The following is a 23,561-nucleotide window of genomic DNA, read 5'->3' on the forward strand; positions in this document are numbered from 1 at the left end:
ATGAACATGTAGGGCATGGGCCGCTCATAGCATGATCGCCGAGATCTGGTGGCCGAGCGGCCCGCCGCCCGCCAGCGTCCGTCGCCGGTGGCTGAAGAAGCGGGCGTCGTCGGTCAGGGTGTCGATGTTCAGGGATTGAGCCTCCAGTCCCGCCGCGACCAGGCGCGCGACGCAATAGCCCGCGAGGTCGAACTGGAAGTGTTCCTCGTCCCGGCCGGGGGTGAAGAAGCGCGGATCGGCCACGGCGTCGCGCAGATCGGCGCGGACCTCATAGCTCGCCTGGGCGATGCAGGGGCCGACGACGGCAGTGATCCGGGTGGCGCCGAGGGCGCGCATGGCCTCGGCGGTGGCCTCCAGCACGCCGCCCACGGCGCCCCGCCAACCCGCATGGGCCGCGCCGATGATGCCGGCCTCGCGGTCCTCGAAGAGCACCGGGGCGCAATCGGCGGTGATGATTCCGAGCGTGACGCCCGGCTCGCGCGTCACCATGCCGTCTGCCTCCGGCAAGGCGTCCCAGGGGGCGCCGGCCTCGATCACGCGGGGGCCATGAACCTGCCGGAGCGAGCGCAGCCCTTCGGGCGTCCCGCCCAGGGCACGGGCAGCCCGGGCGCGGTTCTCGGCCACGTTCTCGGCTGCGTCGTCGCCGCGCAGGCCGCAATTCAGCTCGGCGTAGGCGCCGGTGGAAACGCCTCCGCGCCGGGTGAAGAAGCCATGGCGCGCGGCAAGCGCGGAATGGGTCAGGAACTCCGCCATCAGGGCTCGAATCCGGCTGGGGTGGGCAGGGCAGGGTGGGCGATCGCCAGCGCCTTGAACAGCTGGCCCATGCCCTCGGGCGCCACGAGGCGCTGGGCGGCCGAGAGGATCATGCCCGCGCTGCGGGGCGCGGCCTGGGCCAGCATCGCGCTGCGGCTCATCAGCCCCAGGCGCTGAAGGAAGAGCCCCATGGGCAGCGGGCCATGCGGGGTGGCCCCGGTGCGGCGCGCCACGGCCGCGAGGGCCGCGAAGTCCACATGCGCGGTGATGTCCACCTCGCCGGGGTCGGCCAGCGGGTCGGCGCGGTCGTGCCCGCGGAGCGCCTGGAGCGTGTCGCCGAAGCCACTCTGGGCGGGGCCATAATCCAGCGCCAGGAGCGCGCCGCCCTGGCTGGCGATGCGACGGGCGAGCTTCGTCATGACAGCCTCGGAGGCCTCGCCCCATTCGCGGATGCTGCCCTCCGGCGCGTCTTCCGCGCGGTCGGCGGGAAGCTCGGCGAAGGCGCCGGCTTCCACGTGCCGCTCCTTCCAGCCATCCGCACGGCGGATGAACTGGCGGATGGGCAGGGCGTCGAAGAACTCGTTGGCCAGGATGATGGCGGGGCCGGGTGGAAGGGTGTCGATCCCCTCGTGCCAATGGGCTGCATCGCCCAGCTTGGCACGCTGCGCCGCCCGAAGCTGGGGCGAGGTCTCGACCAGGTGAAGCTCGATCGCCGCCGCGAAGCCGGGCAGCACGTCGCGCACGCCGCGCAGGGCATCGGCCATCAGCGTGCCCCGCCCGGGTCCGAGCTCGGCCAGCACCACGCGGGAGGGCGCGCCCATGGCCTGCCAGGTGACGCCGGCCCAGAGGCCGAGGCACTCGCCGAAGGCCTGGCTCATCTCCGGCGCCGTCGTGAAGTCCCGCCCGATGCCTTCGCCCTTCGCGTAATAGGCGGCGGCGGCGCGGGCCATGAAGGCGTCCAGCCGCTCCATCAGGCGGAAGGCCGCGAGCGCCAGATGAGGAAAGCGCCCACCAGCAGCATCGGGATCGAGAGGAGCTGCCCCATGGTCGCGCCCGCGAAGAGGAAACCCAGATGCGCGTCCGGCTCGCGGAAGAACTCCCCGATGATGCGCGCGATGCCGTAGCCCAGCACCATGGAGCCCACGAAGAAGCCGGGCCGGTGGCGGAAAGGCTTGTGGCTCCAGAGCAGCAGCAGCGCCACAAAGAGGACGAGCCCTTCCAGCCCCGCCTGGTAGAGCTGGCTGGGGTGGCGAGGGATCTGCAGCGGGTCGGCCGGGAAGACCATGGCCCAGGGCACATCGGCCGCCCGGCCCCAGAGCTCGCCATTGATGAAGTTGGCGAGGCGGCCGAAGAACAGGCCGATCGGCGCCACGATGGCGATGCGGTCGCCGAAGGCCAGGATGCTGAGCTTGTTCTTCCGGCAGAAGAGAATGATGGCGGTGACCACGCCGATCAGCCCGCCATGGAAGGACATGCCGCCCTGCCAGACCATCAGGGCTTCCAGCGGGTGGAAAAGGTAGTGGCCCGGCCGGTAGAACAGCACGTAGCCGAGCCGCCCACCCAGGATGATGCCGAGCGTGGCCCAGGTGACGAAATCGTCCATCTGCTCGGCCGTTGAGGCCTTGGGCTCGGTGACCGTCAGCCGGCGCGCGATGCGCCACCCCAGCACGATGCCGGCGATATAGGCCAGCGCGTACCAGCGGATCGCCAGCGGGCCGATCTGGAGGGCGATGGGGTCGATCTGCGGGTACTGCATGCGCCGGAGGGGTAAAGCATTTCGCCGGGACGCGATATCGCTCCCGGGACACGGAAGCGGTTGAACATCCGGCCGCCGGCGCCAATTGCGGGCTGCGGAGGAGCGATGCAGCGACGAAAATTCTCTCTCGCGGCCAGTGCCCTGGCAGCCAGCCCTGCCATTGCGCGGCCGGCCCTGGCAAGGCCCGCGCCCGGCCAGCAAGGATGGCCCTCGCATGACGAATGGGCGGGGCTGGAAACCCGGGTAGGGGGCGCCCTCCTGCGGCCCGTCTCGCCCTTCGACGGCTGTTCCGGGGCGCCCGGCTGCCAGGAAGCCTTGGCGCAGCTTCGCAACCCCTTCTTCCTGGGCGACCACCCCGCGCTGACGCAGACCTCCGGCTGGGCCGGGGCGTGGACGTCGCGGCCGAGCGCCTATGCGGTGGCCGCGCGGAATTCCGGCGACGTGGCGGCGGCCGTGGACTTCGCCCGCACCCATGGCTTGCGGCTTGTCGTGAAAGGCGGCGGCCATAGCTACAAGGGAACCTCGAACGCGGCGAATTCCCTGCTGATCTGGACGCGCCGGATGCGCGACGTGACCCTGCACGAGGCCTTCCTGCCCCAAGGCTCCGCCGGACAGGCCGTGCCTGCCGTCTCGCTCGGCGCGGGGGCGCTCTGGCTGCACGCCTACGAGGCCGTGACGACGGGCGCCGGGCGTTATGTACAGGGCGGCGGATGTACGACCGTCGGCGTGGCCGGGCTGGTGCAGGGCGGGGGCTTCGGCAGCTTCTCCAAACGCTTCGGCACAGCGGCCAGCGGGCTGCTGGAGGCGGAGGTGGTGACCGCTGATGGCCGCATCCGGACCGTGAACGCCGATCGGGACCCGGACCTCTTCTGGGCCTTGAAAGGCGGCGGCGCGGGATTCGGCGTGGTGACGCGCCTCACGCTGCGGACCCATGCGCTGCCCGGCACGTTCGGCGGCGTCTTCGGGACCCTCCGTGCGCGCGACGAGGCTGGGTTCCGGAACCTCATCGCGCGGTTCATGACCTTCTACCGCGACGCGCTGCACAACCCGCATTGGGGCGAGAGCGTGCGCTTCCGGCCTGACAATTCGCTCGTCTTCGGCATGGTTTTCCAGGACCTCTCCCAGGCGGAAGCGGAGCAGGTCTGGCAGCCTTTCCTGGCCGGCGCGGACGCGGAGATCGAGGCGCCGATCCGCGTCCTGGCGCTGCCGGCGCGGCGCATGTGGGACGCCGCCTGGCTACGGCAGGCGGTGCCCGGCCTCACCTTGCCGGATTCGAGGCCGGGCGCAGCTCCCGGCCATTTCTTCTGGGCCGGCGACCAGGGCCAAGTGGGGCAGTACCTGCACGGCTACGGCTCGGCCTGGCTGCCCTCGGCCTTGCTGCGAGAAGCCGGGATGGTCTCGCTCCAGCAGGCCATCCTGGAGGCGAGCCGCCACGCGACGGTCGCTCTCCATTTCAACAAGGGGCTTTCCGGCGCGCCTCAGGAGGCGCTGGCCGCCTTCCGCGGGACCGCCACCCACCCGGCCGCGGCCGATGCCTTCGCCCTTGCCATCAGCGGTGTCGAGGGGTCGCCGGCCTTTCCCGGCCAGCCCGGACCTGAGCCGGATCTCGCGCGGGCGCGCCTCAATGCGGCGCGGGTCGCCGCCGCCATCGCACGGCTGCGCCGCATCGTTCCCGGCGCCGCGGCCTATGTCTGGGAAAGCGACTATTTCGAGCGCGACTGGCAGATCACCTATTGGGGTTCGAACTACCGGCGGCTCCTCGAGGTGAAGCGCCGCTACGATCCGGACGGCCTCTTCACCCACCATCATGCGGTGGGATCGGAGAACGCCTGATCACGGCATCCGCAGCACGCCCTGGCACTGCGCCGGCAAGCGCGGCGGCGGCCCGGGCGGGCCCGGCGGCCGGCGGCGCGATTCATCGCTGAGCCACCAATCGAGGCTCGAGTCGCAGCCATCGCCGGCCGGGATGGCGGGGCCTTCGCGGCAATCGGGCGAGCTCGCGGGGCAGCGCAGGCGGACATGCATGTGGCTGTCATGCCCCCGCCAGGGCCGCACGCGGTGCAGCCAGGATTCGCCGCGATGCATGGCGCAGAGGCTGCGCTTGATGCCGTGGTTCACCAGCACGCGGTCCACGCCCGGCGCCTCGGCCGCGAGGCGGATGAGACGCGCGTGCTGGGGCGTGAAGCGGGACGGGTCCACGGCCGACTGGTCCGGCAGCACCAGCGAGGTCTCGGGAATGCTCTCGCGCGCGGGGCGGCTCATGGCGGGCTTGGGGTTGAGGTCGAGCCAGATGTCCACGTCGATGCCGCTCTGGTGGCTCACATGGGCATTGGGCATGGGGCCGCCGCGGGGCTGGCCCAGGTCGCCGATCCAGAGGTCCGGCATGCCCTGGCCACGGGTGCGCGCGGCCAGAGACTGTACGAAGCGGATCAGGTCCGGATGGCCCCAGAAACGGTTCCGCGAGAGCCGCACCACCTGGTAACCCGGCCCCTCCGGCGGAAGGCCGACGGCACCCGAGATGCAGCCGAGCGCTGTGCCGCCGATCACGCGCGGCGGGCCCTGGCTCGGCGCCGGCACCGCGGCCCAGACGGAGGCGGGCTGCGCGGCGGCGGGGCCCGCCATCAGCAGCAGGAGAAGCAGCGCGAGCCTAGCCACGGGCGCGCGCCAGGATGGAGGTGGTGGAACGTCCCGGCAGCAGGTCCAGGAGCAGGGTCTGCCCGCCCCAGGAAGCGACCTCCGGCGCGCCCACGACTTCCGCGATGGTGTAGTCGGCGCCCTTGAAGAGGCGGTCGGGGCGAAGCTCCAGGATCGCCTCCAACGGCGTGTCCTGATCGAAGGCGATGACGGCGTCCACCGAGGCGAGGGCGGCGATCACGGCGGCGCGATCCTCCAGCGGGTTCACGGGGCGGTTCGCGCCCTTGAGGCGCGTCACCGAGGCATCGGCGTTGAGCGCCACCACCAACCTGTCGCATTGCGCGCGGGCGGCGCGGAGCATGCGGGTATGGCCCGCATGCAGCACGTCGAAGCAGCCATTGGCGAAGCCCACGGCCAGGCCCTGCTCCTTCCAGGATTGCACCAGTCGCTTTGCGGCGGGCCAGCTCAGCGCGTCGCCGGTCGCGCCCTCGGCTTCGCGCAGCGCATGGTCGAGCTCGGCGGCCGAGCAGGTGGCGGTGCCCAGCTTGCCGACGACGACGCCCGCCGCGGCATTGGCGGTGCGCATCGCGCCCTCCAGCGGCAGGCCGGCGGCGACGCCGAGCGCCAGCGTCGCGATCACCGTGTCGCCCGCGCCGGAGACATCGAAGACCTCGCGCGCCATGGCGGGGACGGTGATGGCGGGCTGGTCGCGGCGGACGAGCATCATGCCCTTCTCGCTGCGCGTCACCAGCACGGCATCGACCGCGACCTCCGCCAGGACCGCGCGGGCGGCGGCTTCGCAATCGGCGTCGGCGGAGACGGGCAGGCCGGTCGCTTCCGCCAGTTCGGCGGCATTGGGCGTCAGGCACGCAGCGCCGGCATAGCGGGTGAAGTCGCGCCCCTTGGGGTCGGCGATAACCGGCACTCCCATCGCGCGGGCGGCCGCGATGGCGTGGCCAAGGACGGAGGGCGTCAGCACGCCCTTGCCGTAGTCCGAGAGGATCAGCGCCTCGGCGCCCTTCAGGGCGGCGGCGAGCGCGTCAGCGATGGCGGCGGCCTCGGCGGCATCGGCCTCGCGGCGCTGCTCCTCGTCCACGCGGACGATCTGCTGGCGGCCGGCGATGACGCGGAGCTTGGTGGTGGTCCGCCGCGCCGCCGAGGGCAGCAGCCGGGCCTGGCCACCCAGCAGGGACGCAAGCTCGCGCGCCTCGTCATCCTCGCCGACGAGGCCGATCAGCGCGGGCTCGCCGCCGAGCGCGGCGATGTTGCGCGCGACATTGCCCGCGCCGCCCGCCATGGATTGCGTGCGGCCCAGGCGAACCACGGGGACGGGCGCCTCGGGCGAGAGACGGCTGGCGTCGCCATAGAGGAAGCGGTCGAGCATCACGTCGCCCAGACAGACGACGCGGTGGCCGGAAAGATCGAGCATGGCCCGCTTCTACACCGGGAAAGCCCCGCGCCGAAGAGGCGTCAGCCGGGAGGCACCGCATAGATGGCGATGCCCTCCGCGCGGAAGTTCGCGCGGGTCAGGTCCGGGTCCCAGTCCGGCCCTTGCCCGCCGGTCACGACATAGAAGCCGACACGAATGGCGTGGAGCCTCGCCATGGCCTCCGCCTCGGAGGGCGCGGCGACGATGGCGGCCAGGGCGGTCTCGCGTTCCGCCACCTGTCCTGGCCGGTTCATCCGATGAAGGCCAGCCCGGGCGAGGTAGGAGGGGACGCCGCTCAGCCCTGCCAGAAGAGCACCCTCGTCCATGAGGATCGCCGCCGGGTCCGGCCGGGCCAGGGCGAAGGCGTCGGAGCGGCCGGCGTTCGCGCGCATCCAGGCAGCGGCCTCGACCACCGGACGCGGGACCTCGTTGTGGCGGAAGGACCGCGCCCATTCCATCCGTGGCGCCTTCCATGCCGCGCCCGACTGCCAGGTCACAAGCCCGGCCGCCAGCGCGCCGAGCGCGAGCGGCATGGGCCGTGCCAGCCGGGGCAACAGCAGGACCAGCGCCCGGGCGACCCAGAGCTGCAGGACGAGCGTCACGACCAGGAAGCCGCGATGGCGAAACTCGGTGAAATCGCCGTTGGAGGGCGTGGGCGCCCAGGACATGAGCGCGACGGCCCAGAGCAGGGCGGCCAGCGGGAAGACATCGATGGAAGTCGCGAGGCCGCGCCGGCGCAGCAAGAACAACCCCAGCAGCGTGCCCACCAGCGGAATGAGGCCGAAGCCCGAGAGCGCCAGGACCGCCTCGCCCGGCCAGGCCCAGGGGCCGTCGAGCCCGTCGAGGGCGGCGGCATAGGCGGAGAGGGGCTCGGTGCTGCGGAGGAAGCGGAAGAAGCGCGTCGCATCGCCGAGGAGCCCATGCTCGGCAATCGCGGCGCGGTTGATCCAGAGCAGGCCGGCCCACGCCAGCATCGCCCCAGCTGCCATGAGCGGCGCCTTCCAGCGGCGTGCCACGAGATTGCTTTGCAGCACGGCGCAGACCGCCCAGGGCAGGGCGAACCAGACGAAGATCTGCGCCCGCAGCAGCGACACCGCGAGCATGGGCAGCATCGACAACACGATCCCGCGCCCGCCCTCGGCCCGCGCCAGGAGGGCCAGCGAGACCATCGCGCAGCCCAGAGCCAGGCCCGAGGCCGGCGAGGTTTCCAGCAACCAGTGAAAGGAGAGGAAGCCGACTCCCCATCCCTGCGAGGCGCTGTCGGGCAGGGCGGCGAGAAGCAGCAGCGCCAGCGCGCCGCCCGCCATTCCGGCCAGCGCGCGCCCCGCGGCCAGCACGCCCAGCGCCATGGCCAGGATGCCGACGGGCAGCCAGATGCCCGTCACCGTCGCGAGGGGGACGGCGTCCACGCCACGGACGGCCAGCGCCGGAAGTGCGAAGCTTACGAAGTGATAGGCGAGCACCGGGAGGTCGGCGAAGGTGGAGTTGCCGCGTCCGAGCGAGCGTGGGTCGCCCATCTCGGCGATGGTCGAGGCGTGCAGGAAGACATCGGTCCAGAGCGCGAGCGTGCCGCTGCTCGCGAAGCCGGCGAAGCGCTGCGCGACCTCCAGGTTCCAGGCCAGCGCGAAGCCAAAGGCCGCGAGGATCGCCAGCAGGGCTGCGCCTTGCCCGGGGGCGCGCGGCGGGCGCCAGAGCAGCAGGCCAAGTGCCGTCGTGCCCATCCCGGTCCACAGGATATCCGCGCCCCAGAGCCAGTGCGGCAGGGCCATCGCATAGGCCAGCAACACGAGGCCCAGCACCAGGGCGAGCTCCGCCGGCGCGTCGAGCCGGAACGCGCGCGCCATGGCCCGCCCGAGGCCGAGCGCGCCCCATGCCGCCACCGCCGCCCCGGCGCCCGCGGCGAGGCGCGGGCCCGGCATGCAGGCGGCGACCAGAACCCCCGCCAGCAGCGCGGCCAGCAGGTCGGCCCGGCTGGCGGCCCAGCGCGAATCCGGAACGGGGGGGAGCGTCATACGGCGCGCCTTATGGCGTCGGATCAGTCGTTTGGGAACCGTGACACTCCGTTACGCACCGCCCTTTTCTGGCGATAATCGGGCCGTGTTGCCGCCTTGGCCCGAGACCATCCTCCAACATGAAAGTCGAGGAGGACACGATGATGTCTCGCTTCTTTACCAAGGCTGTTCTGGGCGCCGCGATCGGCATCGGCCTGATGGCCGGCACCGCTTCCGCCGCGCCGTTCCATGGCGGCCATGCGCCGCAGGTGATGGCGGCGACGCCGGTCCACTGGGACCATCGCCCGCACTACGCGCCGCCCCCGCCGCCGCCCCGCCACTATGGCTGGCACCGGCCGGCGCCCCGCTACTACGGGCCGCCGCCCCGGCACTGGCATCACCCTCCCTATCGCGCCTACGGCTGGCGATAGGAGATCCGGCGGGCCGCGGCTCCAGGGGTGGGGCGTCGCGGCCCGTCGCGATTCCTTGCGGCGGTTTTTCTTGACCACGGTGAATTGAGCCGCAACGCTCCCTTCCAATGACAAGGCACCCGGCCAGACCGGGCCAGACAGGAGGGAGTTCATGTCCGTATCTCGCCGCGGCCTCGTCGCGGGCGGCCTTGCGTTGCCCATCGCCTACAAGCCCTTTACCAGCCTGGCGCAGCCTGCGGGCGGCCAGCCCATTCGCATCGGCGTGCTGTTCGACCTCTCCGGCCCCTTCGCGGCCGCGGGCTCGCAGGCCTGCGCCATCGGCGCCGAGATCGCGATCGAGCTCTTCAACGAGCGCGGCGGCGCGGGCGGGCGCCCGGTCCAGGCCGTCAGCGCCGATAGCCAGAGCCGCGCCGAGGTCGCGATCAACGAGGCCGAGCGCCTGATCAGCCAGGAGCGCGTGGACGTGGTCGCGGGCGTCTACAGCTCGGCCCACGCCGTGCCGCTGTCGCAGCGCTTCGAGGCGCAGCGGAAGATGCTGTGGATAACGACAGCCGTCTCCTCCGCCGTTCTCAAGGGCAAGAACTTCACGCACGTCTTCCGCCCGACCGTTCATTCCGACCAGTACGGCGAGGCCTCGGTCCAGTTCATCGCCGAACACACGGACCGCGCCTTCCGCATGCCCGCGCGCGACGTGAAGATCGCCATCATCCACGAGGACGGCCCCTACGGCACGGGCGTTGCCAGCGCGACGGAGGAACAGGCCAAGGCCGCCGGCATGAAGATCGTGCTGCATGAGGGCTATTCGGCCACCACGCCCGATCTTTCGACGCTGGTGACGAAGCTGCGGCGCGAGCGGCCGGACGTCATCATGCACACGGGCTACAACCCGGACATCACGCTCTTCCTGCGCCAGGCGAAGTCCGGCGGGCTGCGGACGCGCATGATCATCGGGCAGGGAGCGGGGTATTCCCAGATCGACCGCCTCTCCGAGACCTTCGGCGCGGAGATGAACGGCTTCTGCAACGTCGACCCCGCGGGCACGCAGATGCTGGAGCCCGACAAGCTGACGCCCGAGGCGCGCGAGCTGCGCCAGATCCTGATGCAGCGCTATGAGACGCGGACCCGCGCGCGCGACCTGCCGACCCATGCCTCCACTGGCTTCAACAGCACCTGGACATTCCTGGAGAACGTGCTGAAGCCCGCTGTGCGCGAGGGCGACGGCAGCATGCAGGCCATGATCCGCGCAACGCAGGGCGTCGACCTGCCGGTGGGCGGGACCATCCAGGGCCATGGGCTGAAGTTCAATCCGCCGGGCCATGTCATGGCCGGACAGAACGGCCGCAGCTCCACCGTGGTGATGCAGTACGAGAATGCGCGCGCCAAGGTCGTGTGGCCCACCGCCATCGCCGGCGGCCCGCCGATCCTGCCCTTCGCCGCCGGCAACCCATTCGGCCTGAGGAGCTGATGCTTCTCGAAGTCTCGGGGCTGACGAAGAAATTCGGCGGCTTCACGGCGGTGGACAATGTGAGCTTCAGCGTGGCCCAGGGCGAAATCCTGGGCCTGCTGGGGCCCAATGGCTCCGGTAAGTCCACCACCTTCAACTGCATCGCGGGGATGCTGCGCCCGACCTCGGGCAGCGTGAAGCTGGATGGCGAGGAGATCGGCGGGCTCAACGCCGACCGCACCTGCCACAAGGGGATCGGGCGCACCTTCCAGATCCCGCGCCCCTTCCGCGAGCTCTCGATCCTCGAGAACGCGACGCTCGCCGCCTATTACGGCGCGAACGGCCATATCACGCGCGCCGAGGCCGAGAGCCGCGCGCGCGATGCGCTGGCCCTGGCGCAGCTTCCGGTGGACGCCTCGGCCCGCGTGGGCGGCCTGGGCGCGGCGGGGCTGAAGAAGCTGGAGCTCGCCCGCGCGCTCTCCACGCAACCCAAGCTGCTGCTGGCCGACGAGAGCCTCGGCGGGCTCGACGCCGGCGAGATGCGCCAGGCGGCGGAGATGCTGAAGCACATCCGCGACGCGCGCGGCATCACCATCGTCTGGGTCGAGCATATCATGGGCGTGCTGCTCTCGGTCGTGGACCGCGTGGTGGTGCTCGACCACGGCGCCGTCATCTTCCAGGGCACGCCGCGCGAGGCGCAGCGGGACGAGCGGGTGGCCGAGGTCTATCTCGGCCCGCCCGAAACCCGCGCCGCATGACGGAAGCGGCGCTGAAACCCACCCCATCCGGAGGCACGATGCAGGAGAGCACCCTCGTCCTGGAGGGCATCCGCGCCGGCTATGGCGACTTCCAGGCCTTGTTCGACGTGGGGCTGCAGGTGCGCCCGGGAGAGGCGGTGGGCGTCGTCGGTCCCAATGGCGCGGGCAAGACCACGCTGCTGCGCGTCATCTCCGGCATGCTGCGGCCCAAGGCGGGCACGGCGCGCTTCGGCGCGGTCGACATCGCGGCCACGCCCGCGCACGAGCTGCCGGCGGCCGGGATCGCGCATGTGCCCGAGAACCGGCGCCTCTTCCCGCACCTGACGGTGGAGGAGAACCTGCGCGTCGGCGCCTTCATCCCCACCGCACGCAAGCGCTTCGCGGAGCGCGCGGACTACGTCTTCAACCTGTTTCCGAAGATGGCGCAGCGGCGGCATCAGCTGGCCGGCACCATGTCGGGCGGCGAGCAGCAGATGTGCGCCATTGGCCGCGCGCTCATGTGCTCGCCGCGCATCCTGCTGCTGGACGAGCCCTCGGCCGGCCTCGCGCCGCTGGTGGTGGCGCAGGTCTTCGAGCTGGTGAAGCGCATCCGCGACGAGGGGCTGACGGTGCTCATCGTCGAGCAGAACGTGGCCCAGGTGCTGCGTGTCGTGGACCGGGCCTATGTGCTCGACGCCGGGCGGGTGGTAGCGGAGGGCGCCTCGGCCGCGCTCGCCGCCGACCCGGCCATCCGCAACTCCTATCTGGGCGGGCACTGAGATGGATCCCTTCCTGCTCGAGGCCATTCTCAACGGCATCCTGCTGGGCGGCGTCTTCGCGCTGCCGGTGCTGGGCTGCAACCTGGTGTTCGGCGTCGTGGACGTGGTGTGGCTCTGCTACGCGGAGCTCGTGATGGTGGGCATGTACGCCGTCTGGTTCCTGCACACGCAGCAAGGATGGGCGCTGGGCCTGGCCTTCGCCGTGGCGCTTCCGCTGGTGGCCGTGCTGGGGGTTCTGCTGCATCTCTGCGTGGTGAAGCCGCTGCTGGGCGCGCCCCCCATCAACCAGCTGCTGGCGACGGGCGGCGTGCTCTTCATCCTGCAGGGCGGCGCCATGCTGGTCTTCGGCACCGACTTCCGCAGCCTGGGCGTGGAGCTGCCGCCGATGGAGTGGGCGGACATCTTCATCTCCGGCACCAAGCTCGCGGCCTTCTGCGCCGCGCTGGTGGGGGCGGCGGCGCTCTGGGCCTTCCTGAAGTTCACCTATATCGGCATCGCCATCCGCGCCATCGCGCGCGACCGCGAGGTGATGCCGCTGATGGGGGTGGACCCGCGGCGCGTCTACGTCGTGGCCTCCGCGGTGGGGGGCGCGCTGGCGGGGCTGGCGGCCTGCCTGCTCGTGGTGCAGCTCGACGTGCATCCCTTCATCGGCCTCTCCTTCGGGCCGATCACCTTCATGATCTGCGTGATGGGCGGGCTCGGGAACATGCTGGGCGGCTTCCTGGCTGCCTTCCTCATGGGCGTCATCGTCTCCACGGGCAGCTTCTGGTGGAACACGGAGATGAGCTACGTGGTCGCCTTCGCCTTCTTCATCGTGGTGATCTTCGCCCGGCCGCAGGGGCTCTTCGCCCGATGATCCCTGCCGCCGTCGCGCTTGCCGCGATCCTGGCCGTCCTGCCGCTGGTGGGGCTGCCGGACTACTTCCTGCACCTGGGCGTCACCTCGCTGCTGATGGCGCTCTCCGGCACCGGCTGGGCGATGATGGGTCGCTTCGGCCTCGTCTCGCTGGGGCACGGCGCCTTCATCGGCACGGCTGCCTACGTCATGGCGCTGCTGTGGAACGAGGCGGGGCTGACGCCCTGGCTCGGCCTGCCCATCGGCGTGGGGGCGGCGATGATCCTGGCGGGGCTGCTGGGCTATCCCTGCTTCCGGCTGCGCGTGGTGGGTCACTACTTCGCGCTGGTCACGCTGGCGGCCGGCGAGATCGTGCGCCTGCTGATCGTCGCCCTGCGCGAGCATACCGGCGGCTCCCTCGGCATGACGCCGCGCCTGGCGCCGGAGACGCCCTTCTGGGCGATGCAGTTCTCCAAGCTCGGCTTCTGGTGGATGGCGCTGCTGGCCTGGATCTTCGGCCTGCTGGTCTGGTGGTGGCTGGACCGGAGCATGGGGTCCAAGGCGCTGGCCGCGATCAACGAGGATCAGGACGCCGCCGCCTCCATCGGCATCCATGTGACGCGGGAGAAGATGCGCGTCACCATCATCTCGGCTGGCATCGCTGCGCTGGGCGGGGCGCTTGGGGCGCAGTACCGGCTCTACCTCAATCCGGAATCGCTGGCGGGCATCGGCATCTCGCTGCAGATCGTCTTCGGGGCGATCGCGGGCGGCATGTACTCGATCCTGGGGCCGACGGTGGGCGCCGTCTTCACCATCGCGCTGGAGGAATCGCTGCGCGTCGCCTTCGGCACGGCCTTCATCGGGGCGGCCCCGCTCGTCTATGGCGTGCTGCTGGTGCTCTTCATCCTCTTCCTGCCGCGCGGTATCACGGGCCTCTTCGAGCGGCGAAAATGATGCGCCTCGCCCTCTGCAACGAGGTGCTGCGCGAGCTGGCCTTTCCGGCCCAGGCCGGGCTGGCCGCGAAGCTCGGCTATGACGCGCTGGAGGTCGCGCCCTTCACCCTGGACGCCGAGGCCCCGCATCGCCTGCCGGCCGCGCGCCGGGCGGAGCTGCGCCGGATCGCGGAGGATGCCGGCGTGCCCATCAGCGGGCTGCACTGGTTGCTGGTCGCGCCCTCCGGCCTTTCCATCACCGACGCGTCGCGCCAAGCCGCGACCGTCGACGTGATGCGCGGTCTCGTGGACCTCGCGGCCGACCTAGGCGCGCGCTACCTGATCCATGGCTCGCCCGCGCAGCGGCGCGTGGAGGTACCGGGCGACGGAATCCGCGCCGAGGAAGCCATTGCCGCCGCCGCGCGACATGCGGGCGCTGCCGGGCTGACCTATGTGCTGGAGCCGCTGGATCCCGGCCAGACCAACTGGGCCGCTAGCCTCGCCGAAGCGGCCGCGATCGTGATGCGGATCGGCGAGCCCGCGCTCAGGACCATGCTGGACGTCAGCGCAGCCGGGAACGGCGAGGCCGAGGATGTGCCGGCCCTGCTGCACGGATGGCTCCCCACGGGCCTGATTGCGCATATCCATCTGAACGACCGCAACCGGCGCGCGCCAGGGCAGGGGAGCGACCGCTTCGCGCCCATCCTCGCGGCGCTGCGCGAGGAGGGGTATGCCGGCTTTTGCGGCGTGGAGCCCTTCGACTACGTGCCGGACGGGCCTGGCGCGGCCGCCTTCGCCATCGGCTACCTGCGCGGCCTGGAAGAGGCGGCATGAGGTTCCGCGTTCTCGAGGCCGGTCGCTACGAGTGGGACTTCACGCTCCGCATGCCCTTCCGCTTCGGGGTGATCACGGTGCGAGACGGCATCCAGGCGGTGCTGCATCTCCGCATCCGCACCGAGGATGGACGCGAGGGCTGGGGTGTCGCGGCCGAGACGCTGGCGGCCAAGTGGTTCGACAAGAACCCCGCCCTGAGCGACGCCGAAAACCAGCACCAGCTTCGCCGCACGCTGGAGATCGCCTGCGGGCAGGCGCTGGCGGCGGGCGAGAACACGGCTTTCGGCCATTTCGCCGATGGCTATGCGGCCCATGTCGCGGCCTGCGCGGCCGAGGGGCTGGACCCGCTCGTCGCGAGCTTCGGCCGCGCGCTTCTGGACCGCGCGGCCTTCGACGCGCTGCTGCGGATCGCGGGGCTGTCCTTCGATGCCGGGCTGCGCGTTAATCTCGGTGCGATGGCATCGCACGCGCTCATTCCCGACCTCGCGGGCTTCGATTTCGGAGCGATGCTCGCGGCCGTGCCGGCGCCCACGCGCATCCACGCGCGGCACACGGTCGGGCTGGTGGACCCCATCACCGCCGCCGACCAGGCCGAACGCGTGGGCGATGGGCTGCCCGAGACGCTGGAAGAGGTCGCGGCCACCTATCGCCACGGCTACTGGAAGCTGAAGGTGGGCGGCGACATTCGTGCGGATGTGGACCGCCTGGCGCGCATCGCCTCGGTGCTCGACAGGCTGCACGGCTATCACGCGACGCTGGACGGCAACGAGCAATACGGGGATGAGGAGGGCGTGCTGGCCCTCTGGCGCGCCATGCGGGCCGAGCCCCGGCTCGCGCGGCTCTGCCGATCCGTGCTGTTCGTCGAGCAGCCGATCAGGCGGGCACAGGCGCTCGCCACCGGTATCGGCGCGCTGGCGGCGGAACGCCCTGTCATCATCGACGAAAGCGACGGTCCGCTGGACGCCTTCGTCACGGCGCGCGGCCTCGGCTATGCGGGCGTCTCGAGCAAGGCGTGCAAGGGCATGTGGCGCTCGCTCGTCAACCTCGCGCGCTGCCGTGCCTGGGGGGATGGGCATTTCCTCTCGGCCGAGGATCTGACGACCCTGGCCGGGGCCTGCGTCCAGCAGGACCTGGCGCTGGTGAGCGCGCTCGGCCTGACCCATGTCGAGCGCAACGGGCACCACTTCATCGACGGCTTCAACGGCCGGCCCAAAGCGGAAGCGGTGCGCTTCATGGAGGCGCATCCGGACCTCTATGCCGATACCTCGCGCGGGCCGCGGCTAGCGATACGCGAGGGCATGCTCTCCATCGGCAGCCTCGCCACGCCAGGCTTCGGCACCTCCGTGATGCCGGATTTCGGTGCCATGCGGGCTATGGAACCGGCGAAAGCTCCTCCAGCGCCTCGTGCCGGAGGCGGATGAGGCGCAGCACCTCGTCCGGATCCTCCGCCCACCAGCGGCGCGAAAGCAGCTCGACCTCCGTGAAGCCGTCATAGCCCGTCTCCTCGGCCATGGCGCGGATACCGGCGATGTCGATCACGCCGTCGCCCGGCATGCCGCGGTCGAAGACGAGGTCGGTGGTAGGCACCAACCAGTCGCAAGCGTGGAAGGCGGCGATGCGCTCGCCCGCGCGGCGCATCTGCGCGGGCAACTCGGGGTCCCACCACACGTGGTAGACGTCCACCGCGACGCCTGTGCCTTCGCCCAACGCGTCGCAGAGATCCAGCGCCTGGCCGAGCGTGCTGAGCACCGAGCGGTCCGCGCAGGTCATGGGGTGCAACGGCTCCAGCGCCAGGGTGACGCCAGCCGCGCGGGCCTCTGGCAGGATCGCGGCAAGGCCGTCGGCCACCATCTGCCGCGCGCCGGGCAGGTCCTTCGAGCCCGGGGGCAGCCCACCGCAAACCATCACAAGGCAGGCGGCGCGCAGCGCATGCGCTTCCTCGATGGCGCGGCGATTGTCCTCGATCGCGGCGGCGCGGCCGGCGGCATCGGCGGCGGGAAACATGCCGCCGCGACACAGCCCGCTGACGCCCAGCCCCGCGTCGCGGATCTGCCGCGCCGCCTCCGCGATCCCCATGGCCTGAAGCACGTCCCGCCAGGGCGAGATGCCCGGAATGCCCTGCCGCGCACAGCCCTCGATGCACTCCGCGAGCCCCCACTTCTCGCGCACCGTGACGGTGTTGAGCGAGAGCGGCCTCATGCCACGCCGTGCAGCGCGAGAAGCTGCCGCATGCGCGCCACGGCCCGTTCCGGATCGCCCAGCAGCCCGGCCGCATCCGCCAGGCGGAAGAGCTCGGAGAAGTGCTGCAGGCTGCGCGCGCTCTGCTGCCCGCCCACCATCACGAAATGGTCCTGGTGCCCGTTGAGCCAGGCCATGAAGACCACGCCCGTCTTGTAGAACCGCGTGGGCGCCTTGAAGATGTGTCGCGAGAGCGGGACCGTCGGCGCCAGGATCTCGTGGAAGGTCGAGAGGTCGTTGCGCGAGAGCGAGGCCAGGGCGCCCCCCACCGCCGGCGCGATCGGGTCGAAGATGCCGAGCAGCGCGTCCGAATGGCCGCTCGCATCGCCCGCGATGAGCTCGGCGTAGTTGAAGTCATCGCCCGTGTACATGCGAACGCCATCCGGCAGGCGGCGGCGCATCGCGATCTCCTTGCGGTCGTCGAGCAGGGAGATCTTCACGCCGTCCACCTTGGACGCATGCCCGTGGATGACCGAGAGCGCGACCTCCATGGCCTTCATATGGTCCGGCTCGCCCCAGTAGCCTTCCAGCGCGGGGTCGAACATCTCGCCCAGCCAGTGGATGATCACGGGCTGCCGAACCTGGGAGAGGATGCGGGCATAGACGCGCTCGTAGTCGCCCGGGCTGCGCGCAGCCTTCGCCAGCGCTCGCGAGGCCATGAGGATGATGCGCCCGCCCATGGCCTCCACGGCCTCGCATTGCTCCTCATAGGCGCGAATGACGTCGTCCACGGTGACCTGCGGGCCAGGTTCCAGATGGTCGGTTCCCGCGCCGCTCGCGATCACGGCGCCGGGCACGTCCTTGGCGGCATCGAGGCTGAGACGGATGAGCTGCTGGGCCGCCTTCCAGTCCAGCCCCATGCCGCGCTGGGCGGTGTCCATCGCCTCCGCGACGCCGAGGCCGAGCGACCAGAGGTGCCGCCGGAAGCCGATGGTGCGGTCCCAGTCCACCTTGGCGTCGAGCCAGGGATCCTGCTCGGCCATCGGGTCGGCCACCACATGCGCGGCGGCCAGCGCCACGCGGGGGAAGGGGGGCGTCGCGCGCGCGAACTCGCGCGGCGCGCTGGTCGTGAAGGGGGCGAGGGCGCCCCCGGCCGTGGGGAGCGAGATCGTGGGCATCGTCAGATCTCCAGCCGCGGCAGGTCGATCCAGCGCCGCTCCTTCCAGGATTGCAGCCCGGCCATGGCGAGCTGCACGCCCCGCGCGCCGGCCGCGAGGTTCCACGGATATTCCGCGACCTCGCCCGCCACATGCCGCAGGAAGAGCTCCCACTGCACCCGGAAGCCGTTGGGATAGGGCTGGCTGTCGGGGACCTTCTGCCAGCCCTCGAAGAAGTCGATGGTCTGGGGCACGTCGGGATTCCAGACGGGCTTGGGCGTGTTCACGCGCGACTGCGTGCGGCAATCGGTAAGCCCGGCCACCGCGCTGCCATGCGTGCCGTCCACATGGAAGGTCACGAGGTCGTCGCGCCGCACGCGCGTCGTCCAGCTGGAATTGATATGCGCGATGGCGCCGCCCTCGAGCTGGAAGGTGGCATAGGCCGCGTCGTCGGCATCGGCCTTGTAGGGCTTGCCGTCCTCGCCGATGCGTTCGGGGATGTGGATGGCGCCGAGGCAGGAGACCGACTTCACCTCGCCGAAGAGATTGTCCAGCACGTAGCGCCAGTGGCACAGCATATCGAGGATGATGCCGCCACCCTCGGCCAGCTTGTAGTTCCAGGAGGGGCGCTGGGCGGGCTGCAGATTGCCCTCGAAGACCCAGTAGCCGAACTCCCCGCGCACCGAGAGGATGCGGCCGAGGAAGCCGCTGTCGATCACCATCTTCAGCTTGCGCAGGCCGGGCAGGAACAGCTTGTCCTGCACCACGCCGTGCTTGATGCCCGCCCGGGCGGCGATGCGGGCGAGGTCGATGGCGTCCTCCAGCGTGTCGGCCGTCGGCTTCTCGCAATAGATGTGCTTGCCGGCCGCGATGGCCTTGCGGACGAGCTCCGCGCGCATCTGGGTCGTGGCGGCGTCGAAGAAGATCTCGTCCTTCGGATCGGCCAGGCAGGTGTCGAGGTCGGTGCTGACGCGGCTCACGCCATGGGCCCGGGCCAGGGCCTCCAGCTTCGCCCGGTTCCGCCCCGTCAGGATCGGATCCGGCATCAGCACGTCGCCATTGGCGAGCCTGACGCCCCCATCGGCGCGGATCGCCGCGATGGAGCGGATGAGATGCTGGTTCATCCCCATCCGCCCCGTGACGCCGTTCATGATGATGCCGATGCGGCGTTCCGCCATGCGTCTTCCCCGTTTGATCTTGCTTGAAGTAACCAGATGGTTACCTACGCGAGCGGCGGGGTCAAGGACGCAGGTAGCCGAGCACCATTTCCGTCACATGCGCCTCGCGCGCATCCAGCGCCGCCTCGCTGCCGAGATCGGTGCCGAAGACCGTGGAGAGCGTGTGCATGTTGGCCACCGTGAAGTGCCCCAGCGCCACGATGGAAAGGTAGAGCTGGAGGGGGTCCACATCCTTCCGGAACAATCCAGCCTCGGCGCCGCGGGCCAGCACCTCCCGCAGCATGCGCGTCAGCGGCGAATAGAGGGCGGGCACGTCGGCCGAGCGGCGCAGATAGGCGGCGCGGTGGATGTTCTCCTGGTTCAGCAGCGTCACGAATTCCGGATGCCGCGCCGTGTAGCGCAGGTTGAAGGCGACGAGCCGGCTCATGGCCTCGGCCGGCGCCAGGTGCGCGACCTCCAGCCGCTCCTCCTCGGCACGCTTGGCGGCGTAGACCGTCTCCAGCACCGCGAGCCAGAGGTCCTCCTTCGCGCCGAAATAGGCGTAGAGCATGCGCTTGTTGGCGCCGGCGCGGGCCGCGATCTCATCCACCCGCGAGCCCGCCAGCCCATTCGCCGCGAATTCCCCGATGGCCGCGTCGAGGATGCGCGCGCGCGTGGCGGCGGCGCGGGGCGAGAGCGGGCGGGTGGGCGAGGGGCCGTCCATTTCGGAACTCTAGCGCGGGTTGCCCATGGCGGCACGATCCCGCAGCCTGGGGCGACGGTTTCGAGGAAATCTCCCTTGCTTCAGCTCACTGCCGAGAATCAGGTCCAGACATGGCTCGCGCGCTTCGGCGCCGCGCTGGAGGCCCGCGATGTGGCCGGGACGACGGCCCTCTTCGCGCAGGAGGCCTATTGGCGCGACCTGGTCTGCTTCACCTGGTCCATCGTCACTCATGAGGGCCGCGACGAGATCCAGGCGATGCTGGCCGAGCGCCTGGGCGACACGGCGCCCAGCTCCATCGCCTTCGAGCCAGGCACCGCGCGGGAGACCGATGGCGGCGGCGCCGAGGCCTGGTTCCGCTTCGAGACGGCGCTGCTGCGCGGGCGCGGCCATATCCGGCTCGTGGACGGGCTCTGCCGCACGCTCCTCACCTCCGCCATCGAGCTGAAGGGCCATGAGGAGAAGGCCGGCCCGCGGCGCCCACGCGGCGTGGAGCACGGCGCCGAGCGCGACCGCCCGACCTGGATGGACCTGCGCCGGCGCGAGGAAGAGGCGCTGGGCACCACCGAGCAGCCCTATTGCGTCATCATCGGCGGCGGGCAGGGGGGGCTTGCCCTGGCCGCGCGGCTGAAGCGGCTCGGCGTGCCGGCGCTGGTTGTGGACAGCCTGGCGCGGCCGGGCGACGCCTGGCGGCGGCGCTACCGCTCGCTCTGCCTGCATGACCCGATCTGGGCCTGCCACATGCCCTACATGCCCTTCCCGGATCATTGGCCAGTCTACATCTCGAAGGACCGCATGGGCGATTGGCTCGAGATGTATGCCGACGCGATGGACCTCCATATCTGGAGTTCCACCACCGCGAAGGGCGCGGCCTATGATCCCGTCGCGCAGGAATGGACGGTGGAGGTGGAGCGCGAGGGCCGGCCCGTGACGCTGCGCCCGAAGCAGCTGGTCCTGGCCACCGGCATGTCCGGCGCGCCCTCCGTCCCGAGCTTCCCCGGCGCGGAGGATTTCCGGGGAGAGCAGTGCCATTCCAGCGCGTTCCGCAGCGGCGAGGCCTGGGCCGGGAAGAAGTGCGTCGTCGTCGGCTCCAACAACTCGGCGCACGACATCTGCGCCGACCTCTGGGAGCACGGGGCCGAGGTCACGATGCTCCAGCGCTCCACCACGCTCGTCGCGCGTGCCGAGACGCTGTTCCGCTTCATCGTCGGGAAGCTCTTCTCCGAGGACGCGCTGGCCGCCGGCATTACCACCGAGCAGGCCGACTACACCGCCGCCTCCCGCCCCTTCGCCATGCTGGCGGAGCTGCACAAGCCGCTCTACCGCGAGATCCGCCGGCATGACGCAGAGTTCTACGCGCGGCTGGAGAAGGCGGGCTTCATGCTCGACTTCGGCGAGGATGAGAGCGGGCTTTCGCTGAAATACCTGCGGCGCGCCTCAGGCTACTACATCGATGTGGGTGCCTCGGAGCTCGTGGCCAGCGGCCAGATCGCGCTTCGCAGCGGCGTGCAGGTCGCGCGCCTGCTGCCGGACGGGCTGGAGCTCTCCGACGGCTCGAAGCTGGAGGCCGACCTGATCGTCTACGCGACCGGCTACGACCCGATGGAAAGCTGGATCGCGCAGCTCATTTCGCCCGAGGTGGCGGAAAGGGTCGGCCATGTCTGGGGCCTCGGCTCCGGCACGCGGCGCGACCCCGGCCCCTGGGCGGGCGAGCTCCGAAACATGTGGAAGCCCACGCGGCAGGAGGGGCTGTGGCTGCAGGGCGGCAATCTGCAGCAGGTCCGCTTCTACTCGCGCTTCCTCGCCCTGCAACTCCAGGCGCGGATGCTCGGGCTGGACGTGGAGCCGCGCGACCCCCGAGGTCTCGCGCGCTGAAATATCAAGGTTATTCGGGTTGTATCGGCGGCACCCGATAAGCTTGAATGAAGTGGAATGCGTGGCGGGCCGCAGGGGAATGGCATGAGCGTTTCGGAGAACCAGGCGTGAGGGCCCGGAACGGATCGGCCCTGTTGCTGCTGGCGAGCCTCGTCGCCTGCGGCGCGCCCGACTACAGCCCGGTCCGCGAATGGGCCGTGGCAGCCAGCCTTGGAACCGACTATCGGCCCGCGACCGTCGGGACTGAGGCACCGCCCTCTGAGCGGGCCGACGCCATGCTCGCGATTCAGGAGGTGCTGGTCACTTATTTCGCGGCGCTCGCCAAGCTCGCCGACGACGGTGTGCTCCCCTTCATGGAGAACCCCTTCGAGGCTCAGACCGAGCGGGCCGGCCGCATCTCGCCTGAATCCGCACAGGCCATCCGCGATCTCGGTGCGCGCATGCGCCATGCGACCCGGACGAATTACCAGGCCCCGCAGCTTCGCGACGCGATCACTGAATCCGATCCCTATATCCAGAGCCTGATCGGCCACCTGGCGCTGCTCGTGACCGAGCCACCTGCGCCGCCGCCCGCTGTAGCCCCTGCCAGCCCGCCGCCGCGAGCGACGCGGCGCCGGGATGCTCCGCGCGATGCGGAGCTGCGCCAGGCGCTCGCGGACGTCACCGCGCTGCGGGAACGTGACGCCGCCGTGCAGGCCGATGCGCGCCGCAACTACGCGGCCCTGCTCAGCCAGGTGGCAGAGGGACATGCCCTCCTCAAGGACCGCACGCGCCATTTGAGCCAGCTCGAGACGGCGCGGCTGATCCGGGCCTCTGAAATGCGCTTGCGGCGCGCTTCGGCGCTGCTGCCGCGTGCCGCGCCTCCCGCGACATCCATTTCGCCGCTGGGCTGACGGCGAATGCGCCGCGCAACACTGGCCCTGTCAGTGCTTCTCGCGGCTCTGCCCGGCGCCGCTGGGGCGCAGCTGGTCAATCGCGAAGCGCTCGGCGTCCGCCTGGACGATCTCGGCGACCGGGTCGACGCGCTGCAGGGCGCGCTGCGCTCGCGCGGCGCCGGCGTTCTGGGCCTCATGGGCTACAACATGACGCCCGATGGCTCGGCCAACGCCGTGCAGGTCAATCGCACGCGGACCGACAGCGTGGGCAAGGGCGACCGCACGCTCACGCTCAGCCAGTTGGGGTCCGGCTTCACGCTCAGCGAATCCTTTCCGCTCTACCTGGAGGGCTACATCGGCACCGCCCGCTATGACCCGCGCGCCGCTTTCACGGGCCTGGGTGCTCGGGACGTCCCGCTGAAATGGAACAACATCGCGGCGACGGTGGGTGTGGGCTACGACATCCGCATCGGCGAGTATCTCTACCTGCGGCCCATCCTGAATGTCGCCGCCGGCTACGCGGCCTCGGACCTGTCGCTCTTCGGCGCCTTCGTCCGCTACCGAACGGATACCGACCTGGACTTCCTGACCAAGAGGCATGTGAATGTCTGGGGCATCGGCGGCTCCATGGTGCTTGCCTACTACGACCATCGGCCCCGCCGGGAGATCGACCTGGAGCTGCGGTACACGCAGTTGCACCTGCGGACCTTCGGCGACACCTTGCCCAGCGCCCGCGGCTCGGCTGTGGCGCAGACCGCGGCCTTGTGGGCGCGTTATCGCTGGCCGACGGGCTTCGAAGCCTTCGGCCGGCCGGTCCGCTGGGTGATCGACAGCTCGGCCAGCTATTATCTCGGCGACCAGCGCGACGTGATGGGCTTCTCCTGGGCCGTGAAGGTCGGCGGCGGCATCGAGTTCGACGTGGGGCGCCAGGAGATCGGCGCGGCGGGGCTCAACCTTTCCCGGGTGCGTATCATCGCCCGCTACTTCTTCGCGGACAACAACATCACCGGCACGTCGATCGGCCTCGGCTTCAGCTTCTGAACG

The 23,561-nt window shown here is 70.8% G+C and carries 22 protein-coding genes; 12 read left to right on the forward strand and 10 right to left on the reverse strand.

Features of this window, described 5'->3' with window-relative positions:
* Positions 1 to 24: 24 nt before the first annotated feature.
* The 3 genes from WJM96_RS08330 to lgt are packed head-to-tail and all read right to left on the reverse strand — an operon-like array spanning position 25 to position 2,509.
* Entirely contained in the window at positions 25 to 753 is a 729-nt protein-coding gene (locus WJM96_RS08330; RefSeq protein ID WP_424812006.1) for a polyphenol oxidase family protein, read from the reverse strand.
* Positions 753 to 1,724 carry a class I SAM-dependent methyltransferase gene (locus tag WJM96_RS08335; protein WP_424812007.1) on the reverse strand — a complete coding sequence of 324 codons (972 nt, stop codon included), beginning with the start codon at positions 1,722 to 1,724 and terminating at the stop codon, positions 753 to 755. Before WJM96_RS08335 ends, WJM96_RS08330 begins: the two co-directional genes overlap by 1 nt.
* Complete coding sequence (gene lgt, locus WJM96_RS08340; RefSeq protein ID WP_424812008.1) at positions 1,724 to 2,509, reverse strand: prolipoprotein diacylglyceryl transferase; 786 nt, start codon at positions 2,507 to 2,509, stop codon at positions 1,724 to 1,726. Before lgt ends, WJM96_RS08335 begins: the two co-directional genes overlap by 1 nt.
* A 105-nt stretch (positions 2,510 to 2,614) precedes the next feature.
* On the opposite strand from lgt, the gene WJM96_RS08345 reads away from it, so the two are divergent.
* The gene (locus tag WJM96_RS08345) at positions 2,615 to 4,342 is read left to right on the forward strand and encodes an FAD-dependent oxidoreductase (protein ID WP_424812009.1); all 1,728 of its coding nucleotides are present in this window, start codon (positions 2,615 to 2,617) and stop codon (positions 4,340 to 4,342) included.
* Here the strand turns inward: WJM96_RS08345 and mepA are convergent, their stop codons facing one another.
* The 3 genes from mepA to WJM96_RS08360 are packed head-to-tail and all read right to left on the reverse strand — an operon-like array spanning position 4,343 to position 8,584.
* Positions 4,343 to 5,164 carry a penicillin-insensitive murein endopeptidase gene (gene mepA, locus WJM96_RS08350; RefSeq protein ID WP_424812010.1) on the reverse strand — a complete coding sequence of 274 codons (822 nt, stop codon included), beginning with the start codon at positions 5,162 to 5,164 and terminating at the stop codon, positions 4,343 to 4,345. It abuts the gene before it with no gap.
* A complete protein-coding gene (rfaE1, locus tag WJM96_RS08355; RefSeq protein ID WP_424812011.1) occupies positions 5,157 to 6,572 on the reverse strand; it encodes a D-glycero-beta-D-manno-heptose-7-phosphate kinase in 1,416 nt (471 codons plus the stop codon). The genes mepA and rfaE1 overlap by 8 nt, the downstream gene beginning before the upstream one ends.
* A gap of 41 nt (positions 6,573 to 6,613) precedes the next feature.
* Positions 6,614 to 8,584, reverse strand: a complete 1,971-nt coding sequence (locus WJM96_RS08360; RefSeq protein WP_424812012.1) for a hypothetical protein — start codon at positions 8,582 to 8,584, stop codon at positions 6,614 to 6,616.
* 119 nt (positions 8,585 to 8,703) lie between these two features.
* On the opposite strand from WJM96_RS08360, the gene WJM96_RS08365 reads away from it, so the two are divergent.
* The 8 genes from WJM96_RS08365 (at position 8,704) to WJM96_RS08400 (ending at position 15,975) form a co-directional block, all read left to right on the forward strand.
* Positions 8,704 to 8,994, forward strand: coding sequence for a hypothetical protein (locus WJM96_RS08365; protein WP_424812013.1), 291 nt, complete (start codon positions 8,704 to 8,706; stop codon positions 8,992 to 8,994).
* 151 nt (positions 8,995 to 9,145) lie between these two features.
* Complete coding sequence (locus tag WJM96_RS08370) at positions 9,146 to 10,459, forward strand: ABC transporter substrate-binding protein (protein ID WP_424812014.1); 1,314 nt, start codon at positions 9,146 to 9,148, stop codon at positions 10,457 to 10,459.
* Positions 10,459 to 11,196, forward strand: a complete 738-nt coding sequence (locus tag WJM96_RS08375) for an ABC transporter ATP-binding protein (RefSeq protein WP_424812015.1) — start codon at positions 10,459 to 10,461, stop codon at positions 11,194 to 11,196. Before WJM96_RS08370 ends, WJM96_RS08375 begins: the two co-directional genes overlap by 1 nt.
* A gap of 38 nt (positions 11,197 to 11,234) precedes the next feature.
* On the forward strand, positions 11,235 to 11,954 hold the full coding sequence (locus WJM96_RS08380; protein ID WP_424812016.1) for an ABC transporter ATP-binding protein: 720 nt from the start codon (positions 11,235 to 11,237) through the stop codon (positions 11,952 to 11,954).
* Position 11,955: 1 nt separating this feature from the next.
* On the forward strand, positions 11,956 to 12,810 hold the full coding sequence (locus tag WJM96_RS08385) for a branched-chain amino acid ABC transporter permease (RefSeq protein WP_424812017.1): 855 nt from the start codon (positions 11,956 to 11,958) through the stop codon (positions 12,808 to 12,810).
* Positions 12,807 to 13,742, forward strand: coding sequence for a branched-chain amino acid ABC transporter permease (locus tag WJM96_RS08390; protein WP_424812018.1), 936 nt, complete (start codon positions 12,807 to 12,809; stop codon positions 13,740 to 13,742). Before WJM96_RS08385 ends, WJM96_RS08390 begins: the two co-directional genes overlap by 4 nt.
* Positions 13,739 to 14,554 (forward strand): sugar phosphate isomerase/epimerase family protein, encoded by an 816-nt coding sequence (locus WJM96_RS08395; RefSeq protein WP_424812019.1) that lies wholly within the window; start codon positions 13,739 to 13,741, stop codon positions 14,552 to 14,554. Before WJM96_RS08390 ends, WJM96_RS08395 begins: the two co-directional genes overlap by 4 nt.
* The gene (locus WJM96_RS08400; RefSeq protein ID WP_424812020.1) at positions 14,551 to 15,975 is read left to right on the forward strand and encodes a mandelate racemase; all 1,425 of its coding nucleotides are present in this window, start codon (positions 14,551 to 14,553) and stop codon (positions 15,973 to 15,975) included. The genes WJM96_RS08395 and WJM96_RS08400 overlap by 4 nt, the downstream gene beginning before the upstream one ends.
* Here the strand turns inward: WJM96_RS08400 and WJM96_RS08405 are convergent.
* From WJM96_RS08405 to WJM96_RS08420, 4 genes are all read right to left on the reverse strand, one after another.
* Positions 15,926 to 16,753 carry a sugar phosphate isomerase/epimerase family protein gene (locus WJM96_RS08405; RefSeq protein WP_424812021.1) on the reverse strand — a complete coding sequence of 276 codons (828 nt, stop codon included), beginning with the start codon at positions 16,751 to 16,753 and terminating at the stop codon, positions 15,926 to 15,928. The genes WJM96_RS08400 and WJM96_RS08405 overlap by 50 nt on opposite strands.
* Positions 16,750 to 17,910 carry a dihydrodipicolinate synthase family protein gene (locus WJM96_RS08410; RefSeq protein ID WP_424812022.1) on the reverse strand — a complete coding sequence of 387 codons (1,161 nt, stop codon included), beginning with the start codon at positions 17,908 to 17,910 and terminating at the stop codon, positions 16,750 to 16,752. The genes WJM96_RS08405 and WJM96_RS08410 overlap by 4 nt, the downstream gene beginning before the upstream one ends.
* Positions 17,911 to 17,912: 2 nt before the next feature.
* Complete coding sequence (locus WJM96_RS08415; protein WP_424812023.1) at positions 17,913 to 19,067, reverse strand: Gfo/Idh/MocA family protein; 1,155 nt, start codon at positions 19,065 to 19,067, stop codon at positions 17,913 to 17,915.
* A gap of 61 nt (positions 19,068 to 19,128) precedes the next feature.
* On the reverse strand, positions 19,129 to 19,770 hold the full coding sequence (locus tag WJM96_RS08420; RefSeq protein WP_424812024.1) for a TetR/AcrR family transcriptional regulator: 642 nt from the start codon (positions 19,768 to 19,770) through the stop codon (positions 19,129 to 19,131).
* Between the two features lie 75 nt (positions 19,771 to 19,845).
* On the opposite strand from WJM96_RS08420, the gene WJM96_RS08425 reads away from it, so the two are divergent.
* From WJM96_RS08425 to WJM96_RS08435, 3 genes are all read left to right on the forward strand, one after another.
* Entirely contained in the window at positions 19,846 to 21,642 is a 1,797-nt protein-coding gene (locus WJM96_RS08425; RefSeq protein ID WP_424812025.1) for an NAD(P)-binding domain-containing protein, read from the forward strand.
* A gap of 134 nt (positions 21,643 to 21,776) precedes the next feature.
* On the forward strand, positions 21,777 to 22,535 hold the full coding sequence (locus WJM96_RS08430; RefSeq protein ID WP_424812026.1) for a hypothetical protein: 759 nt from the start codon (positions 21,777 to 21,779) through the stop codon (positions 22,533 to 22,535).
* A 33-nt stretch (positions 22,536 to 22,568) separates the two neighbouring features.
* Complete coding sequence (locus WJM96_RS08435; protein WP_424812027.1) at positions 22,569 to 23,558, forward strand: hypothetical protein; 990 nt, start codon at positions 22,569 to 22,571, stop codon at positions 23,556 to 23,558.
* Positions 23,559 to 23,561: the final 3 nt, after the last annotated feature.

The sequence above is a fragment of the Roseococcus sp. YIM B11640 genome, from assembly GCF_049727625.1.
In the GTDB taxonomy this organism is placed as follows: Bacteria; Pseudomonadota; Alphaproteobacteria; order Acetobacterales; family Acetobacteraceae; genus Roseococcus.

Excerpts from the sequence above, each read along its gene's own strand:
- WJM96_RS08415 (WP_424812023.1), bottom strand. The coding sequence starts at position 19,067 with ATGGCGGAACGCCGCATCGGCATCATCATGAACGGCGTCACGGGGCGG.
- WJM96_RS08335 (WP_424812007.1), bottom strand. The coding sequence starts at position 1,724 with ATGGAGCGGCTGGACGCCTTCATGGCCCGCGCCGCCGCCGCCTATTAC.
- rfaE1 (WP_424812011.1), bottom strand. The coding sequence starts at position 6,572 with ATGCTCGATCTTTCCGGCCACCGCGTCGTCTGTCTGGGCGACGTGATG.
- WJM96_RS08345 (WP_424812009.1), top strand. The coding sequence starts at position 2,615 with ATGCAGCGACGAAAATTCTCTCTCGCGGCCAGTGCCCTGGCAGCCAGC.
- WJM96_RS08385 (WP_424812017.1), top strand. The coding sequence starts at position 11,956 with ATGGATCCCTTCCTGCTCGAGGCCATTCTCAACGGCATCCTGCTGGGC.
- WJM96_RS08400 (WP_424812020.1), top strand. The coding sequence starts at position 14,551 with ATGAGGTTCCGCGTTCTCGAGGCCGGTCGCTACGAGTGGGACTTCACG.
- lgt (WP_424812008.1), bottom strand. The coding sequence starts at position 2,509 with ATGCAGTACCCGCAGATCGACCCCATCGCCCTCCAGATCGGCCCGCTG.
- WJM96_RS08405 (WP_424812021.1), bottom strand. The coding sequence starts at position 16,753 with ATGAGGCCGCTCTCGCTCAACACCGTCACGGTGCGCGAGAAGTGGGGG.
- WJM96_RS08370 (WP_424812014.1), top strand. The coding sequence starts at position 9,146 with ATGTCCGTATCTCGCCGCGGCCTCGTCGCGGGCGGCCTTGCGTTGCCC.
- WJM96_RS08375 (WP_424812015.1), top strand. The coding sequence starts at position 10,459 with ATGCTTCTCGAAGTCTCGGGGCTGACGAAGAAATTCGGCGGCTTCACG.
- WJM96_RS08380 (WP_424812016.1), top strand. The coding sequence starts at position 11,235 with ATGCAGGAGAGCACCCTCGTCCTGGAGGGCATCCGCGCCGGCTATGGC.
- WJM96_RS08360 (WP_424812012.1), bottom strand. The coding sequence starts at position 8,584 with ATGACGCTCCCCCCCGTTCCGGATTCGCGCTGGGCCGCCAGCCGGGCC.
- WJM96_RS08410 (WP_424812022.1), bottom strand. The coding sequence starts at position 17,910 with ATGCCCACGATCTCGCTCCCCACGGCCGGGGGCGCCCTCGCCCCCTTC.
- WJM96_RS08365 (WP_424812013.1), top strand. The coding sequence starts at position 8,704 with ATGAAAGTCGAGGAGGACACGATGATGTCTCGCTTCTTTACCAAGGCT.
- WJM96_RS08420 (WP_424812024.1), bottom strand. The coding sequence starts at position 19,770 with ATGGACGGCCCCTCGCCCACCCGCCCGCTCTCGCCCCGCGCCGCCGCC.
- WJM96_RS08390 (WP_424812018.1), top strand. The coding sequence starts at position 12,807 with ATGATCCCTGCCGCCGTCGCGCTTGCCGCGATCCTGGCCGTCCTGCCG.
- WJM96_RS08395 (WP_424812019.1), top strand. The coding sequence starts at position 13,739 with ATGATGCGCCTCGCCCTCTGCAACGAGGTGCTGCGCGAGCTGGCCTTT.
- WJM96_RS08330 (WP_424812006.1), bottom strand. The coding sequence starts at position 753 with ATGGCGGAGTTCCTGACCCATTCCGCGCTTGCCGCGCGCCATGGCTTC.